Below are 16,584 nucleotides of genomic sequence, written 5' to 3'. Positions count from 1 at the left end.
GCAAGCATGGCTATGGATGGAGAGATCATTCAGCAGCGCTCGTCGTATCGACAGGGCCTTGTGCTCGGACTGACGATGGCTGAGATTATGCTGCTGTTGGTATTCTGTCTCCTCATCGCGATGGCCACCTTCTTGAAGCGCGAACAAGACAAGCGCTTAGCTGCCGAGCAGCAGCTGCAGCGGCAAGTCACGCAGAACCAGCGTGATCGAGACGTGGTGGCCTCGCTACGGGAGAATACAGCGGTCGCGGAGAAGCTTAAGAATTTTTCGGGCCTGACCGATCCCGCAGAGATCGATAAGTATTGGCGCGAGCTGGTCGACAGCCAAACGGCGATGGCCGATCTTGAGCGGAGTGGGGTATCGATCAAGGAGATTCGAAGTCGGATCGCCGATCTGGAGAAGCTGAAAGCAAGCGGCTTAGATATCGAAAAGGCTCTCAAGAATGCCGAGACAGTCAACGCAATTAATCGGGCGATGTCAAAGTCAGGTCAGCCTCCACCCTCGACGACCGCGATTCTGGAGAAACTCGAACGTGGATCAGCCGAGACTCCCGGAGCAGGGCCGAGTGGCCACCAGTGGCCGCCGATCATTACACTGAGTGACGCAGCGGGTTATTCATTCAAGAGCGGCAGCGCGGAGCTTTCACAGAAACTGATGGATGCGCTGACCGGCAAAACGCCTGAGGAGATCTTGGCATACATCAAAAAGTACGACGTGGATGTTATTGAAGTCGTTGGCCACACCGACGAACAGCCACTTGGCGTTCGGCCAACGAATTTGGACCGCGATCTCCCTTCCGTCCTCAAAGGCACCTCAAACATTTCGACGTTGGTTCCTGCCGACAACGCCGGCCTCGGGCTGGCGAGGGCGGTTTCTGTTGTAAGCGTGCTCCGACAGAGCCAACTGTTGGCGCCTTACAAGCTCCTGCCACTATCGGGCGCCCAATTGGTCAACACGGACGAGACGTTGTCGATCGAAGGGGCTCCACGTGATGATCCGCAGCGCCGGCGCATAGAGATCCGATTGCGGAAATCGGTGCCTCGAGAGATAACGTCAACCATTCCGCTAGAGCCAGCCATTACAACGCCAGTGCCCATGCCAAGGTCGAGACCTGTTCAGAAGCCGCAACCTCTATCGCTCACACCGGCACCTAAGCCGGTCCGAGCTCCCTTATGGACACCTGGAAACTGACCGTTGGCTGCCTTAAGGGCTGGGCTCTTAGACTGTGCCCGGAGCCGGTTCGCCATTTCCGCCCAGTCTGCATCATCCGCGTCCGTCCAAAGATCCCTGCGCTTACGAATCCGACGAGTCGCCGGTCCCTCTACTTCGTGTCGGATCGGATGACGCATGGCTGTCAATCGGCGTTCAAATATTGCGGGCCGAATGACATCGTCAGCATCGAAATTCACTCCATCACCATGAATCCTTCCGCTCGCCTCCTCGTTCCGTGCGGCTAGCGAGCCGCAGGGATTCGAATCTGGCGATGCTGACCCTGGGGCGGGGCTGACAATTTGGGGGCGGGCCTCTCTCGGGCAGGTTGAAACGCATTGAGGCGGACTTAGAAGCACAGCTGCTTGGTGCGCCTTGGCGAAATTGCGGATCTATAGGTCCATGGTAGGATCCCAGCGGAGCACGGGAAGCGACCGGTGAATACCAAAGGCTCGGCGCAGGGATCCAAGGGGACTGACTGGACAGCCGAGCAGGTTGCCATCGTGGTCGCAAACTACTTCGTGCTTCTCGAGAAGGAGCGCGCCGGCGAGAAGCTCAACAAGGCCGAATTATACCGTAGATTGGCGCCAGACATGGGCCGCTCCGAGAAATCGATCGAATGGAAACTTCGAAACGTATCCGCGGTCCTGGACGAGCTTGGGATCGCCTGGGTCTCTGGGCTGGTGCCCGCCCATAATTACCAGGACTCTCTAGTGGAGGCCGTAGAGATCCAGTTAGGGCGACATCCGAAGGTTCTTACTAGCCCGACCTCGGTGGCGCCGCGTTTTACGCCGGCGGGAGCGCCTGTGTTGGTCCCACCACCTGCCTTCCTCAATTCGGACCTGCAGGACCGTCATCCGGCGCTGCAGCGCCTGGTCCGGAAATACGACCCAGCAGTGAGGGACGAGTTCAACCGCTCCCTAGGGCGCGCCGGCGAGGAAATGGTGTTCAAGTTCGAATTTGATCGACTCTGCCGGGCTGGCCGGCGCGATCTCGCAAAGGAAATGGATTGGCCCGCAGATCGCGGTGAAGACCATCGAGGCTACGACGTGCGAACCTTCGAATCGGACGGCGAGGAGCGGCTGCTCGAGATCAAAACCACAAACGGGCACGCGCGGACTCGCTTCTGGTTGTCGCGTACCCAGTACGAAGTTGCGGCTCAGAACCCGTCGACTTACCGCGTCCGGAGAGTCTTCCATTTTCAGAACGGTGCTCAGATGTTTGACATCAAGCCACCGCTCCACGCCAGTCTAGAACTCATCCCGGACAAGTACGCGGCGGTGCCCCGGTAGACTATGTCGCGGTTCGGCATGCCCAGACCATGTGGTCAGCCTTGCCCAAGCAGATTGCCATGAGATATCCGCGATTCAGGCGATTCACGGCCATTCGGAGAAAGTCCGTTGGCTCAGGTCGGCTGGCGTTCGGGTCTACTCCGTGGACGCAGGGCCAAGGGGCCAACGCGACAGGTCCATCCCGAGATGCAGGTCCAGCTCATCGAGGACCTCCTTGATCTCGTTGAGCGACTTGCGTCCGAAGTTCGGTGACGTGATCAGGTCGGTTTCGGTCCTCTGCACCAGCTGTCCGATGTAGACGATCCCACCGTTCGTCAGGCAATTCGAGGTCCTCACGGACAGTTCTAGTTCATCGACGAGCGATAAAAACTTCGCCGCCTCGACTGCCCGAGCCTCGACGTCGGCTGGCGGCCACCCAGCGGGCCCTTCGCCTATCGACAGCCCCATCGAGGCCAGGAGCTCGACGATTTCGGTGAGAACCTTGCGGCGGAAACCGGGGATGCGCAGGAGATCCGTCTCGCTCCGCGAGATCAGATCACCTACGTAGCGCACACCCGCATTCTTCAAACAATTGTAGGCCAGAACGGACAATTCCAGCAGATCGAGGTCCTTGAGTAGGTGGATCGTCGGCGGGAGCCCGACCGGGGGCGGCGGTGGGCAGCGGGGCGGAGGGGGCGGGGTCCAGCCAAATTCGTATCCGCTCGATCGCGGATAACTGATGGCGCCACCGCGCTCAGACTCGTTCAGCAGGCTCTCGACAGCTTCGAGCGCGAGGCCGAACCTACAGCTGACCATCTCCCGTCCTTTTTGCCAGTGCCCCTCCTTGTCGTACTTCCGGAGCACCCGGTATCGGCGGAGGATTCTGCGCGCGTCGTGTTCGACCCGCCCTCCCTCCGACACCTCGACGTAGTAGAGCAGGCGCCAGTCGTCGATGCTGCCGTACCGGTCCCTCCGGAGCCGTTTTTCCTGGGCGCCGATGTTGATTGTCGTGCCTATCTTCAGGATACGATGCGCGAGAGACCCGGCGATGTAGACGTAGCCGGGCGCGTAGTACCGATCTCGGAAGTTGTCCGACCAATCCATCGGCTTCCCTCGATAAGCCGGCAATTGCCTATTTTATCACCACCGTGCTGCGAGACCTGAAGAGTTCGTCGAACATCTGATCCGCGCCCCACGCCTGCGCGGACGTATATGCAAGCTTGCGCTTTTCGTCGGAACTAAGCGGTATGGAGCCGGGTTTATAGCCAAGATCGTGTTCCGCTTCGGACCAGGCGTGTTGGAAAAGCGTCTTAATCTGGAGTTCGAAGAAGTCGGGCAGCATGGACTTGTCTAGGAAGTCGCCCTTGACGTCGCTCGGCAGCACCAGAACGTAATGCCTTCCGAAGTAGCCGAACTCCCACTCGGATTCCGGAATCCTATCGCGGTACTCGATGAGCTTGAAGTAGCTCTTGACGATTCCGTCCAGCCGCTCGACGTCGGCTTTGAAGAAAACGATGATCCGGGCGCCGATCTGGTCCTGTATTTGAGCCAGCGGCTCGGAGTATTTTTGCTTTCCGTTCGCCAGCGCCTGTGCCTTCTTGAGGAAGCTGGCCGGATCCTTCGCACGCGCCGTCACGCGATCGATCCGTGGCTCTGCCTTGAGGAGGTCGGCGAGATGTTCGCGCAACGCGGTCGCCGCGGGTTTGAGCGCGTTTTCGTAGCGGCCGCCATATTCTGTTGCGAGCGCGTCACCGCACTGTCTTGAGCTTTTCATCGATCACTTGGCCTCTTGTAACGAACCTGATCTCGTCTTTTGAACCTTCGACCGGCTCCTGTTCGAACACCTCGTCGAATTTCTCAGTGTCGGCAGTGAGCAGCGCGCCGTTGCTGAGCTCGACCGACTTGAATGCGACGAGGCTCTTGTACGTGCCGATGTCGAACTGGAAGACTTCCTGTGCGGCAGCGGAGGACTTTAGCTCATTCTTGATTGCGCTCTTAGCGGCGTCAGAAAGACCCAGTCGTTCTCCAAAATCGTCGATGTTCAGCCGTTGTCCGGCCAGACCGCTCGCGAGTGTTCCGGCCGCAGTCAGCTCCTGTTTGACGTCCAACGGGGCCCTCTTGGCAGCGTCCCGGAGCGCTATCGCGAGGCGGCGCGTACCCATTGCCGGTGTCGTGGTGAAGTCTGAGAGGAGAAAATCATTGATCCAGTAGTTTGACGGTTCGCCGGATAGCGTGTTGAGCTGCTTGTCGATCGCGCGTCCGAACCAAAAGCCGCCCTGTAGCGACGAGTGCTGGTAGAGAACCGCCTTGTAGGAGGTCCTACTCTTCATGAAAACGCGTTCCAGGAATTGGACGGACAGCGCGCCCGGCGTTTCGTCAACGTAGATCGCGCTATCGGTAGGGAAGCGAGAAAGGACGATCTTATGATCGCGTCCCTCCTTGCCCGCGATCAGGAAAAGCAGGCCCAAGCCCGAACGGCCATCGCTGTACTCGGCGAGCCGCTCTGCGATTTTGCGACCCTTCGGAAGATCTGGCTTGCTCAGATACGACACCAGCAGATCTCTGAAGTCGTTCTGCTGCCTACCGTCAGCGGCGGGGCTGAAAGTAATATCGACGTTGCACTCTGTGTCCGCTTTTGTGTACACGCCGCTCAGAAGGTCGAACATTCCTCCGGTCAGAGAAACCGTTGTACCTACGATTTTTGTCTTTCCCGATCCTTTTCCGGGATGCACAAGAAACGTATGGATGTGCTGTACAGCCAAATCTCCCCCCAACCCCTGATCCAGGATTCTCCCTTTTTGACGTCGATTATAGCTACGCAGCGTCAGCGAGCACAACTGAGACTAGCTTAGGGCGTATTCACGCCACTCGGGCGGGAGCGGACAGCAAACCTAGTCCTGGAAGATGTTAGGTCCCTCCGGCCGCATCCTCCTTTGGGCCGGTCGCCACGATCCGCAGCGCGCCATCCGGTAGCGGCCGCTGCAGCATCTTGGCCTTATCCCAGGGAGCGCGCATCCAGACGCCGTATTCCTCGGGCGTGGTCAGGATCACTGGCACGGCCTTAGGGTGAACGGTGCCGACCTCAGCCTTTGGCTCGCAGGTCAGAAGCCGTAGCCGCCGCTGATCGCCTGGTCGATGGCCGGTGACGGATCGGCCGGACCGCCGTTGGCCCACATGCGTTCGTTCCAGCTCTCGCAGAGAAGCTTGTCGGCCTTCCGGATCAGCGCCTCCCCTTGAGCACGTGCTTCGGCGGCCTGCTCGGTCAGAATCGTTGTCATGAATCGCGCCCGGCCGAGCTCCTTCTGCAGCGCCTTGCGGTCGCCTCCGCTGAGCGGAGTGGGGTGACGTTTAGGCGCCATTTGGACGTGGTCAATCGAAAGACGGCCAGCAGCCGTCCTCTTCGTAGCGCCCAGTCCTACGGGTGCACGTGTCGTCCAGGAGGCGTTGCCCGATCTCCCGCCAGACCGCCTCCGCACCGTAAAGGCGGAGGGCGTCCGCCTTTTGGATCTCGACGGTTCGGCCGCACCGTCGGCATTCAACCCGCAGCACGTGGCCGGGCACTTGACTGAGCCGCAGTAGGCGCTCGGAGGTGCCGGGGCCGGCTAGTCCACCGTCGGCCGCCGCGGCCTCTAGGAGGGCTTGCCAGTATTCGTCAGGCAAATCGTCTCCCGGATCCAGCCCGCGCACGGGAAGGGTCTTCCTGCCAACGCCGCGGGCCATATCCTCCATCTGTTTCCGTGTCGGCATGCGCCAGCTGGCGGGGCGGTCGATCATGGCAGAATGAGAACATAGCGCGAACTTGGAGTCGAGTCCTCCTATGCGGACATCTATTGAAATGGCACCTGTTGTCGTCCGAGTTCGGCCGCGTCGTTTGGGTGACGGTCCTGAAAGGCCTTGCAGAACAACGATGCCATTCTTTCCCAAATGGATTCTTACTTCGCTGATTTCGTTGGCTTTTTGCGCTTCCCTAGGGAGCGCCATTCCCCGGCGCTCAACCCTCGATCTCTGACCTGCACGCGCGGCTCCTCAGCCTCGCGGCGCGCTTTCGCGTCCGAGCTTTGCTCATCGGCACGCCCTTCCGAGAGAAGGGCGCAGGGAAGGCCGGGTGCAGGCCGCACCCATGGCCCGCCTGCAGAAAGAAAAGCAGGCGGCAGTCACCACAGGATTGGCCGAACAACCGGCCTTCCCTGCGCGATGGGTTGAACGGCTGCTCCGTGCTCTCCCAGGGGACCGGGCTTGCTTGCCCCCGTCATCGGGATGTCGCCGACCAAGACACCAGCGTCGGGGTGTCGGGACCACACGGCTTGACCGTCCGCTCGGGGTTCGTTCGTCCGCACGCGAAACGCGCACTGCGACCCCAGGCGGCCACCGCATCTCCCGCTCCACGGTCCGTGACGATCGCGAAACGCCCCTTCAGTGAGCGGAAGACGGCGAGGAGCATCGATCTGATTTGCCCGACGACACAAGGCCGGATTTGCCCGACGGAATGCGGCAAACTGGCACGACGGGCAGTTAGAGATAAATCGAGCGTGGAGGTTGCGCTGCTTCCGCGACGAAATGACGACTAGGTCCTATAGCTGAGCGCCGTGCGCGCGACCGATATGGGTTGCCTCTCATGCGCAAAAGTTACTATTTTGGATCTGCAAATGATTTGGATCAGAGGTCTTTTATGCTCAGTTTCGGAGTCTCAAATCTTAGGCGTTTGAAGTTTGTGCCTCCGATCAGGCTGAAGCCGATTACCATATTGGTCGGTCGTAACAGCAGTGGAAAAAGCTCATTTCTTAGAGCGTTTCCGCTTCTCAGGCAGTCAATAATGACGCGGACAAGCTCGCCCATCCTTTGGTATGGCGAGCTGATTGACTTTGGCTCTTTCGATATCTCGCGATCTGATCATGCTTTTGACGAGCCCATAACCTTCTCATTTGTTTTGGATACAATAACGAGTACACCGCGCCGCTTTTATTGGCATCCCGCCCGCGATCTTCCCATCTATTCCGGAGTTCATTTTGGTGTGAGCATCGTTGCCGCGGGTGAGCGCACACGTATTTCTCGCATTCACCTTCGTGTTGATAACCCGCAAGTTGAGTACGACATTCTGATTGGCGAAGACTTCAAAGTGCAGCAGCTTCTGCTGAATGGACGTGTGACAACAGAAGTAATCAGCGATGTGTCGCTCCAAATTACGCCGGGAACCGTGCTGCCCGAAATGTCTGTTGTTGTTCAATCTGGTGAAGCCGAAAAAGTAGCTCGTCCAGAGTTTGAATTCTATCAAAGCAAAGATCCTTTCGTTCAACCCCTTAAGAAATTCATCAAAGGTTATACCAAAGGAAAATTGAGTGACCGCGCGTTGGAATCCCTTTCGGATGATCTGATCGAGCTCGGTTTGCCTGATAATCAGCGTATACTCGGATCGCTGGGGCGGAGCGGTCCAAAGCCGTGGCAATCGTTCATTCGTGATGCATGTGTAAATGAAAGGAGCACTGCTTACGCAGGGCTACATCAATTGCTTTCAGTGGCTTCTCTGCCAAATTTGCTTGCAAGCATTCGACTTGAGTTGCGCTCAGTTATTACTTCGACGCTCTACATAGGTCCTGCAAGAGCGCGAAGTGAGCGATACTATCGATATCAGGATCTTGCCGTCTCAGAGATTGATCCTGACGGAAAAAACTTCCCCATGTTCTTGAATTCGTTGCAGCCTTATCAGATTCACCAGCTGTCTCGTTGGATCGAAGGGTTGTTTGGTTATGGTTTAGATATTGATCGTCAGAGTGCCGGCGGGCACATGAGTATCAATCTTGTAGTGCGAGGTATTAAGTCAAACATCGTAGACACAGGATATGGAGTTTCACAGATTTTGCCGGTTCTCGGGCAGATCTGGTGGGCAAGGAACAAAATCGTTCGCGAGCCGAACCCTCGTCCTCGCGTTTCATTGCTTGCCATTGAGCAGCCCGAGTTGCACCTGCATCCAGCTCATCAGGCGCTTTTGGCGGATGCGTTAGTTGGGGAAGTTGCTGAGAAGGGTGGTTCAAACCAGCCGGGTATCAATTTCTTAATCGAAACCCACAGTGAGACCATGTTGAACCGATTGGGTGAACTGATCTCGCTCGGTCGAATATCGAGCGAAGACGTTCAGGTTGTCCTCTTCGAAGCGCTTGAAGATGACGAAGATGGTCGTGTAACCGATGTTAGAATCGCCAACTTTAATGAAAGCGGTGAATTGCTTGATTGGCCATACGGATTCTTTCAGCCGGTAGTTTTCTGATGCTTTTTCATTTGGACGAGCCCGTTCAGGAGCTATCCAAGCTCGATGCTGATCAATTGGCAGAAGTTGTATCTGATCTTCTTGGTGCGGCGAGGCTTGGTTATCATGTTGTTGCAATTAGTAGAACTTCTGCATCGTGGATCAATGCAAATATTGATTTGTCGATGCGAGAACGCGCAATGCTCTCGCGGATATCTAGTGATTACACGCAGGCGGCTGGTCTGAGAAAGGTAGCAAAACGATACATAAATCTCACCTCTAATGATTTGTTGCACCTCGGGGTAACTGGAAATTGTGTGTCGGTGGCTGTCTTGCGATTAAAGCAATGTCGGTTGCTCGAAAGGTCAGTGCTGCTCGTAGAGAATATAAATTCAGACGGCGCGATATATGAGTTCTTGTTAAGCAACCGCCATAAATCAATTGGGTGTCCGGCTATTTCATTCGTTCGCTATCACGGAGGTGGTGATGATTTGCCAAAAGTAATGGAGCATTTAATCGTAGAGAGACGAATCGTTTGCGCAGTAGTGGATTCAGATAAGTCTGCTCCCATTTCGTTTAACAAAAAGATGCACCGCTTAAGTAAGGTGAGTGATGGTTTTAGCTGGCCGCTCTGCTTTTTGTTGACTCCCCCAGCGAGAGAAGCGGAAAGCTTAGTTCCCCTTGCTATCGTCGCTCAACTGCCTTGTGGTAAGGGTAGTGTGACGAATGGGGTTCATCTGAATATTGCTGCGGCGGAAAAGGTCGGTGGGCACGCTTCTACAGACGCGTTTTGGCTTTACTTTGATCTCAAAGAAGGTGTTTCTGTTGAAAAAGTCAATCGTCTGAATGATGCGGAGAGGGATTGGCTAACTGGCAAGCTCTCTTTGGTGGGAATCGATCCGGCTCATGTTAGTATTCCTGGATACGGCGAGAACATTATAAAGCAATTGTTTGAGAGTAACCGGCTATTGGGAGAATACAGGGACGCCGTGCAGCATCGCTCATGGCGTGATGTATTTGACCATTTCATATCTGAGATGGTGTGGATATTCGCCGGTGCGCCGAGGGTTCGCACTTAACAAGGGCGATCCGCTATATAATAAATGCTTAGTCTAAGGGGTGCACGCAGGATACGTTACGATATCGAGGTGGTGGCCCGAGGTAAAGCTGCTTCTGATCAATTTACCGCAACCTCACCGCAAGATTCAGCGGCCCCCGAAATCCAAACCCGTGCCACCGCACGCTGGCCGCATCCACCAGCTCCATCTTCGGAAACCGCTCGAACAGCATCGGCAGCAATATCGCGCCGACGGTGCGGCGGGAGAGGTGGGCGCCGGCGCAGTGGTGGGGGCCGTTGCCGAAGGCCTGGTGGGGGGTGGGGTCGCGCAGCGCGTTGGTGGTCTCGCCGTCGGTGAACAGCTCCTCGTCGCGGTTGGCGGGGGCCTGGATGGTCATCACAGTGTCGCCCTTCGGGATCAGGCAGCCGCGGATCTCGGTGTCCTCCATCACCAGGCGTGAGCTCGCCTGGATCGGCGCCACCCACCGCACCCTTCGTCGAACGCGGAGCGCCACTTGTCCTGCGCGCGCACGGCGGCAGGCTGCTCCGGGTTGGTGAGCAGGCCGTAGAGGATCGTCAGCAGCGCGTCGCGCGGCTCGTTGATGTCGCGGCAGCGGCCTCCGCACAGGAATGTGCAAGACGGGACGTTTGCGTTTCGAGACCGCCGCTACGGCGTCCAGTTCGCCGGGCCGAGCAGGGTCGGAGGAATGAGCGCGCCGGTCATGGCGTGGATGAAGTGGAATCTCGTGCAGGCCGGGCAGCTCACGGTCTCGAAGGTCACGGTCTCGAACCGACAGTCGTCCTTCGGCTGGTGCAGGATGGCATCGACCTCGGACCCTGTCTGGGGGCAGCGAAATGTGATCGGACAATCCATCATCCCATCTCCGGTGCAGACTCGAAAGTTGGGTCGCCGCAGGTTGCGCCTGATTCTCCGGTATTGACTGAGCAATATTGATCAGCCGCGCGCGTTCGCCTCTGGCAGTCTGGTTGCGGGAGACATTGGGAGACGCGCCTGAACAGCCGCTTCGCCGCGCCTGAAAGGCCCCGAGGTGGATCAAGCGTCGCTTCAGACCCTCAGTATCACGGGGCGTTCATTCGTGGCCGCCGCCCGCGAACGACGTGTCATGGCGTCGCGGGCCGTGCGGCGACGTCGAAGCTTGGATGACGATCATGCCGGGGAGCTGATCATGATCGCGAATTCCATCTTGCGACGATTGACGCTTCACCTGAAGGAGACACGGATGTTGATCGATGTCAGGACCGATGGAAACGTCGAGGGCGGCGAGCAGTTGTCGCAGGACGTGAAGGCGTCGCTTCATGCGGTGCTCCATCGCTATGAGGATCAGGTCAGGCGGATCGACGTGCAGCTCAGCGACGCGGTGAGCCACAAGCCCAGTCACGACGACAAGAGCTGCAAGATCGAGGTGCACCGTGACGGCGGCGAGCCGATCGTCGCGGCGCATCAGGACAGCTTCATGGAGCAGGCCGTGCGTGGCGCGGTCCACAAGCTGAAGCGCGCGCTCGACCATGCCTTCGGCAAGGAGGCGGTGTCCGATCAGCTTCGGGATCATCGCTAGACGCGTGGCGGGACGGTTTGCCGGCAAGGCCGCCGGGTGGGAGATCCGATGATGGACATGCTTGCTGAGATCACCGACATCGGGCCGCAGCCGCAGGCGTTCGACATCGAGCGGGCGACGCGGGACAATGCCAATTATCGGTCGGTCGCCTGGAGCGGGCGCTATCTGCAGGTGACGCTGATGTCGATTCCGGTCGGCGGCGACATCGGCCTGGAGGCGCATCCGGAAACCGATCAGTTCCTGCGGCTCGATGCCGGCCGCGGCCGGGTGCAGATGGGGCCCGCCAAGGACAGGCTGTCATTCGACCAGACGGTGTCGAACGGCTGGTGCGTTCTCGTTCCGGCCGGGACCTGGCACAACATCACCAACATCGGCACGACGCCGATGCAGGTCTACGCGATCTATGCGCCGGCCCATCACGCGCCGGGCAAGGTGCAGGCGACGGCGGCTGCGGCCGCAGCCGACCGTGACGACGCGCCCGCGACCTGGTCCGTGCAACCCAAACAGGTGGCCGATCACCACGGATGAACGACCGCGAGGATGCGATGAGGCCTCATTCACTCGGCCGGCTCGCGCCGAGGAGATGATCGAACGGCGCGGGGTCTGGTGCACGTCGGTCTCTCGTTCGAGGCGGCTCCGCCGTGAGCATCCTCCATCATGTGAGTGGCGACATCGCATGGAAGCTCTCGCATCGATTGCAGAATGGCGCTCGCGGCGCCCCGGCCTCGCCGAGAGCTCAATCGGAGGGTGATAAGCAGATTGATCTAGCGCAAAGCGGGAAGCGGTTTCCACCGTAAAAGTTGGGCATGTCCATCAACATGTCCATCGAGCGGGATGGGGGCTGTGCCGAGTTCGAACCTCGCCAGATTTGATCCGAAGGCCTTTCTCGACAAGGTTTGCCCGGGGCAGAAGGTCCTGAAGGTTCCCAAGGGGGGAAGCGTGTTCGCCCAGGGCGATCCGGCCGACGCCCTGTTCTTTCTCCAACAGGGAAAGATCAAGCTGACCGTCGTCAACGACGTCGGCAAGGAAGCGGTCATCGGCATCGTCGATGCCGGGCAGTTTTTCGGCGAAGGCTGTCTGACGCGGCAGGCGGTGCATACCGGCTCGGCATTCGCCCTGCAGGATTGCGTGGTCACCGCCATCGCCAAGAAGACGATGATCGCAGCGCTTCGCCTCCATCCCGAGCTTGCGGAGATGTTCGTCGCGTTTCTGCTGGCCAGGATCGACCGGTTCGAGGCGGACCTGATCGACCAGCTCTTCCATAGCAGCGAAAAGCGGCTGGCGCGGCTGCTTCTGACGATGGCCGATTACGGCCGCGGCGAAACGCCGCTGCCGGTCATTCCAAGAATCAGCCAGGAAACGCTGGCCGAAATGATCGGCACGACGCGGTCGCGCGTCAGTCATTTCATGAACAAGTTCAGAAAGGCGGGCCTGATCGAATATGACGGCGAGATCGTCGTCTATCCGGCGCTGCTGCAAGCCGTCCTGAACGACAACCTGCGGGCGGAGCAGCAGAACTAGCTGCGGTTGTGCAGCGCGCGGGTGGTCTGTTTTGCACAGACGGAACTCCGTCCGCATCGCTAGCTGCCATAACTCGCCGCCGGGCTCTGCGTTTCGTTTCGCCGCTTGAAGGCGGGACACGCGAAGGGTTCGTGACGGGGGGACGTGTTGCGTAGGGAGGGGACCACATGTTCAAGCAGCAGTTTTCCGACGCGTCTGACGCGTGCGCACTTGCCGAAGCCATTGTGGACACGGTCCGGGAGCCGCTGCTCGTCCTCGACCACGATCTCCGCGTGATTGCCGCCAGCCGTTCGTTCTATCTCACCTTCTCCGCGACGCCCGAGGACGTGCTGGGACAACTCTTCTATGAGCTGGATGACGGCGCCTGGAATATTCCGGCGCTGAAGTCGTGGCTGAGCCAGATCTTCTCCAACACCGGCGCGCTGCATGATTTCGAGGTGGAGCACGTCTTTCCCGCCGTCGGACCCCGGGCGATGCGGCTGAACGCCCGGCAGGTGTCCTACACGGTCGGGTCCCATACGACCATCCTGCTCGGCCTCGAGGACGTCACCAGCGAGCGCGAGATGGCGCGCCGGAACGAGGAGCTGCTGCGTCAGAAGGATATGCTGCTCGAGGAGTTTCAGCACCGCGTCGGCAACAGCCTGGCGATCATCGCCAGCATCATCTCGTTGAAGGCACGGTCCGTCGGCTCCGAGGAGGCGCGACGCCACCTGGACGACGCCCGCGACCGGGTCATCTCGTTCGCGAACATCCAGCAGAGTCTCCACACCTCCGCGCGCAGCGGCGTGGTCGCGCTCGGAGCGCATTTCGCGAGGCTCTGCCAGGCGATCTCGCAATCGATGATCGCCGACCATCAGCGGACCAGGATCGAAACCCGCGGCGACGGTCAGGCGACGACGAGCGAAGCCGAAAGTCTCGGGCTGATCGTCACCGAGCTCGTCATCAACTCCCTCAAGCATGCGTTTCCCGAGGACACCGCGCATGGGCTGATCACCGTGACCTACGAGTCCTCCGGAGCCGGCTGGACCCTGTCCGTCTCGGACAATGGAACGGGGAAATTGCGGCTGAACGGCCGGCCGAAGGGGGGCCTCGGCACCGGCATCGTCACGGCGCTGGCGAAGCAGCTCGGTGCCGAGGTCACGACCGTGGCCGGCCGGCCCGGCACGACCGTCTCGGTGCGTCACGCCGCCGTGGCGACCCGCGACGACTTGACCGGAGCAAGCGTGCCGTCCGCTTCCGCGATCCGATCCAGGGCCGAATCCAAGGCGGGATCCATGGCCGGATCGCGAACCGTCAGCCGATCGTGACGTCGTCGCCGATCAGTACGACCCGATCAGTACGACGGCGAGACCAGGGTCCTAGCCCACCCGCGACCAGATCAGGCGCACTGACTCAGCGCGCAGTAGAACGATCCCCCGCGCGCTGCTTCTCCTGCAGCCGAACCGGCAGATTGAGCGGGCCGCGGAAGCCGAACCCGTGCCAGCGCACGCTCGCAGGATCGGGCAAGGTCATGTTGGGAAAACGCTCGAACCGCATCGGCAGCAGGATGGCGCCGACGGTGCGGTGGGAGAGGTGGGCGCCGGCGCAATGGTGCAGGCCGCCCCGATTGCGCAGCTCACTCTCCTCGCGCGAGCGACGGCGTCCTGATCGCAAGGAACCAATGGTCCGACACGGAGATTGGTATCGAGACCGGGCTGGCCCCACTCCGGCGATGCCGCACAGGAAGGCCTTTCAATGAACAAGCGCAAATCAAATGGCTCCCACAAGGGGAACAGCGCGAAACCCGTCGTGGCGAAGCCGGTACCAATGCCCAAACACGCCGACGCGACAGCGAGGCAGAAGCGCGCTCGCGTGCTAACCGAGTTCGTAAGCTCGGACGCAGACGAACTGCAGGCAGTTCCGGAGACCGAAACGAGGCTCCCGGGACGATCAGCCCAGGAGACGGAAACGATCCTGCCGCCGCTCCCGCCTCTTGAGCCCGAATCCGCGCCGGCGCGCCTGCCGCCTCTCAGCGAGCTGAAGCCCGATGCCGTTCAGCCTGTCGGCGCTGGGACGGACTCGCACGAATCCCAACCAACCCCGATCGCTGAAGCCAGGGCGGCCGATCCCTCGCCCGTGGCGGGCGGACCGCCGCCGGCGCTCGCCGGCATGGAGGCCTGCCAGACCCTGCTTATGGAGATGACGCGAGACAATCTCGATTTGGCGGCCAGCCTCGCCACGATGCGCTCGCCTCTCAGCATGTTCGGCGTCGCGACCACGTTTGCCGGCAGACAGATCGACATCTACCGCAGGTTCACGAAGGCCGTCGTCGAGATCGCCGCCGGGCCTGCCAAAGCGCGATAACTCGAACGTGGTGATTCCAACCAACCCGGGCCCGGCTCAGGTGCACTGAGACAACGCGAAGAACAACGCCCTTCGTGCCGGACCTATTGCAGCCGTACCGGCAGATTGAGCGGGCCGCGGAAGCCGAATCCGTGCCACCGCACGCTCGCGGGATCGGGCAGCGTCATCTTCGGGAAGCGCTCGAACAGCAGCGGCAGCAGGATGGCGCCGACGGTGCGGCGGGAGAGGTGGGCGCCGGCGCAGTGGTGGGGGCCGTTGCCGAAGGCCTGGTGGGGGTTGGGGTCGCGCAGCGCGTTGTAGCTCTCGCCGTCGGTGAACAGCTCCTCGTCGCGGTTGGCGGAGGCCTGGATGGTCATCACGGTGTCGCCCTTCGGGATCAGGCAGCCGCGGATCTCGGTGTCCTCCATCACCAGGCGTGAGCTCGCCTGGATCGGCGCCACCCAGCGCACGCCCTCCTCGAAGGCGGAGCGCCATTTGTCCTGCGCGCGGACGGCGGCGAGCTGCTCCGGGTTGGTCAGCAGGCCGTAGAGGATCGTCAGCAGCGCGTCGCGCGGCTCGTTGATGCCGCCGCCGATCGCGATCTTGATGTTGGCGATGATCTGGCTTTCGGCAATTGGATTCTTCGCGTTGACCATGAAGGAGAGCGCGGAGGAATCCGGCTCCGCCTTCACGCGCTCCATGTTGGCGCGGATACAGCGGTCCATCTCCGCGTTGGCGATATCGGACGCGTCGAACGGCCCCGGCGTCCAGCCGAAATTGCCGGCGCCGTCGATCAGGGCCTGCGACCAGCGCTGCATGTCTTCATCGCTGGCGTCGGGAATGCCCATGACATGGGCGAGGATGCGCGCGGCCAAGGGGCCTGCGAGGGCGGGGAACAGGTCGACGACCTCGCCGCGCGGCAGGCGGTCGAGATAATCAGTGGCGAATTTGGTGTAGAGCGGCTCCCAGACGGCTTCGATCGTCTTCGGCATCAGAGCCGGCATCATCGCCATGCGTTCGGCGCGGTGCTCATCGTGATCCTTGCGCATCAGGGTATGCGCGAGGAAGGCGCGCTTCATCGGCGTGTTCGGATCGTCGGACGAGAACAGCGCCGCATTGTCCTTCACATATTTGGTGTCGGCCGCCTTGGTGAGGAACGTCCGGCCCACCGACTTGACCCGCAACACCGGCGCTTCGCGGCGCAGGCGCCGGTAGATCGGATAGGGATCGCGCGTCAGCTCCGCGATGGTGATGGTCTCGTCCAGGGGAGCCAGGGTCTGAGCCGGGGTCGCGGTCGGCATGGGGCGCTCCTATCGGGATGCGGGCCAGCCCGTGTCTCGCCTCAAGGATAGTGGCCGGGACGGACCCGTGCAATCCTGGTCCAAT

General features: G+C 60.2%; 13 protein-coding genes and 6 pseudogenes. 9 read left to right on the top strand and 10 right to left on the bottom strand.

Going from position 1 to position 16,584, the window contains the following annotated elements; translation table 11 throughout:
- Positions 1-6: 6 nt before the first annotated feature.
- Entirely contained in the window at positions 7-1,191 is a 1,185-nt protein-coding gene (locus tag ACQR0W_RS15140) for a hypothetical protein (RefSeq protein ID WP_315769483.1), read from the top strand.
- A 455-nt stretch (positions 1,192-1,646) separates the two neighbouring features.
- Entirely contained in the window at positions 1,647-2,501 is an 855-nt protein-coding gene (locus ACQR0W_RS15135; protein WP_315769486.1) for a DUF3883 domain-containing protein, read from the top strand.
- Positions 2,502-2,636: 135 nt separating this feature from the next.
- On the opposite strand, the pseudogene ACQR0W_RS15130 reads toward ACQR0W_RS15135, so the two are convergent.
- The 6 genes and pseudogenes from ACQR0W_RS15130 to ACQR0W_RS15105 form a co-directional block, all read right to left on the bottom strand.
- Positions 2,637-2,867, bottom strand: a pseudogene (locus tag ACQR0W_RS15130) (DNA-directed RNA polymerase subunit alpha C-terminal domain-containing protein); the annotation flags it as partial.
- Between the two features lie 96 nt (positions 2,868-2,963).
- Positions 2,964-3,584, bottom strand: a pseudogene (locus ACQR0W_RS15125) (DNA-directed RNA polymerase subunit alpha C-terminal domain-containing protein); the annotation flags it as partial.
- A 28-nt stretch (positions 3,585-3,612) separates the two neighbouring features.
- A complete protein-coding gene (locus ACQR0W_RS15120) occupies positions 3,613-4,254 on the bottom strand; it encodes a GTP pyrophosphokinase (RefSeq protein ID WP_315769490.1) in 642 nt (213 codons plus the stop codon).
- On the bottom strand, positions 4,229-5,146 hold the full coding sequence (locus ACQR0W_RS15115) for a hypothetical protein (RefSeq protein WP_315769493.1): 918 nt from the start codon (positions 5,144-5,146) through the stop codon (positions 4,229-4,231). Before ACQR0W_RS15115 ends, ACQR0W_RS15120 begins: the two co-directional genes overlap by 26 nt.
- A 241-nt stretch (positions 5,147-5,387) precedes the next feature.
- Positions 5,388-5,585, bottom strand: a pseudogene (locus ACQR0W_RS15110) (SOS response-associated peptidase); the annotation flags it as partial.
- A gap of 5 nt (positions 5,586-5,590) precedes the next feature.
- Positions 5,591-5,839, bottom strand: a pseudogene (locus tag ACQR0W_RS15105) (hypothetical protein); the annotation flags it as partial.
- Positions 5,840-7,293: 1,454 nt separating this feature from the next.
- Here ACQR0W_RS15105 and ACQR0W_RS15100 point away from each other — a divergent pair.
- Both ACQR0W_RS15100 and ACQR0W_RS15095 read left to right on the top strand, forming a co-directional pair.
- Positions 7,294-8,742, top strand: a complete 1,449-nt coding sequence (locus ACQR0W_RS15100; protein ID WP_410051237.1) for an AAA family ATPase — start codon at positions 7,294-7,296, stop codon at positions 8,740-8,742.
- Entirely contained in the window at positions 8,706-9,800 is a 1,095-nt protein-coding gene (locus ACQR0W_RS15095) for a hypothetical protein (RefSeq protein WP_434888670.1), read from the top strand. The genes ACQR0W_RS15100 and ACQR0W_RS15095 overlap by 37 nt, the downstream gene beginning before the upstream one ends.
- 103 nt (positions 9,801-9,903) lie before the next feature.
- On the opposite strand, the pseudogene ACQR0W_RS15090 reads toward ACQR0W_RS15095, so the two are convergent.
- Positions 9,904-10,382 (bottom strand): annotated as a pseudogene (locus tag ACQR0W_RS15090) (cytochrome P450); the annotation flags it as partial.
- Between the two features lie 63 nt (positions 10,383-10,445).
- The gene (locus ACQR0W_RS15085; protein WP_315736291.1) at positions 10,446-10,652 is read right to left on the bottom strand and encodes a hypothetical protein; all 207 of its coding nucleotides are present in this window, start codon (positions 10,650-10,652) and stop codon (positions 10,446-10,448) included.
- Between the two features lie 367 nt (positions 10,653-11,019).
- Between ACQR0W_RS15085 and ACQR0W_RS15080 the strand changes: the two genes are divergently transcribed.
- From ACQR0W_RS15080 to ACQR0W_RS15065, 4 genes are all read left to right on the top strand, one after another.
- Positions 11,020-11,355, top strand: coding sequence for an HPF/RaiA family ribosome-associated protein (locus ACQR0W_RS15080; protein ID WP_316235418.1), 336 nt, complete (start codon positions 11,020-11,022; stop codon positions 11,353-11,355).
- A 51-nt stretch (positions 11,356-11,406) separates the two neighbouring features.
- Entirely contained in the window at positions 11,407-11,883 is a 477-nt protein-coding gene (locus ACQR0W_RS15075; RefSeq protein WP_316235417.1) for a cupin domain-containing protein, read from the top strand.
- Positions 11,884-12,189: 306 nt separating this feature from the next.
- Positions 12,190-12,876, top strand: coding sequence for a Crp/Fnr family transcriptional regulator (locus ACQR0W_RS15070; RefSeq protein WP_316235416.1), 687 nt, complete (start codon positions 12,190-12,192; stop codon positions 12,874-12,876).
- Between the two features lie 167 nt (positions 12,877-13,043).
- Entirely contained in the window at positions 13,044-14,183 is a 1,140-nt protein-coding gene (locus ACQR0W_RS15065) for a sensor histidine kinase (protein ID WP_316235415.1), read from the top strand.
- Between the two features lie 85 nt (positions 14,184-14,268).
- On the opposite strand, the pseudogene ACQR0W_RS15060 reads toward ACQR0W_RS15065, so the two are convergent.
- A pseudogene (locus ACQR0W_RS15060) lies at positions 14,269-14,475 on the bottom strand (hypothetical protein); the annotation flags it as partial.
- 135 nt (positions 14,476-14,610) lie between these two features.
- Here ACQR0W_RS15060 and ACQR0W_RS15055 point away from each other — a divergent pair.
- Positions 14,611-15,219: a hypothetical protein gene (locus ACQR0W_RS15055; protein ID WP_316235451.1), complete on the top strand. Its 609-nt coding sequence runs from the start codon at positions 14,611-14,613 to the stop codon at positions 15,217-15,219.
- An 83-nt stretch (positions 15,220-15,302) separates the two neighbouring features.
- Here the strand turns inward: ACQR0W_RS15055 and ACQR0W_RS15050 are convergent, their stop codons facing one another.
- On the bottom strand, positions 15,303-16,499 hold the full coding sequence (locus ACQR0W_RS15050; protein WP_316235452.1) for a cytochrome P450: 1,197 nt from the start codon (positions 16,497-16,499) through the stop codon (positions 15,303-15,305).
- Positions 16,500-16,584 lie beyond the last annotated feature (85 nt).

Origin of the sequence: Bradyrhizobium sp. HKCCYLRH1034 (genome assembly GCF_051168375.1) — a bacterium.
GTDB lineage: Bacteria > Pseudomonadota > Alphaproteobacteria > Rhizobiales > Xanthobacteraceae > Bradyrhizobium.
This window is presented reverse-complemented; position numbering and strand designations above follow the sequence as displayed.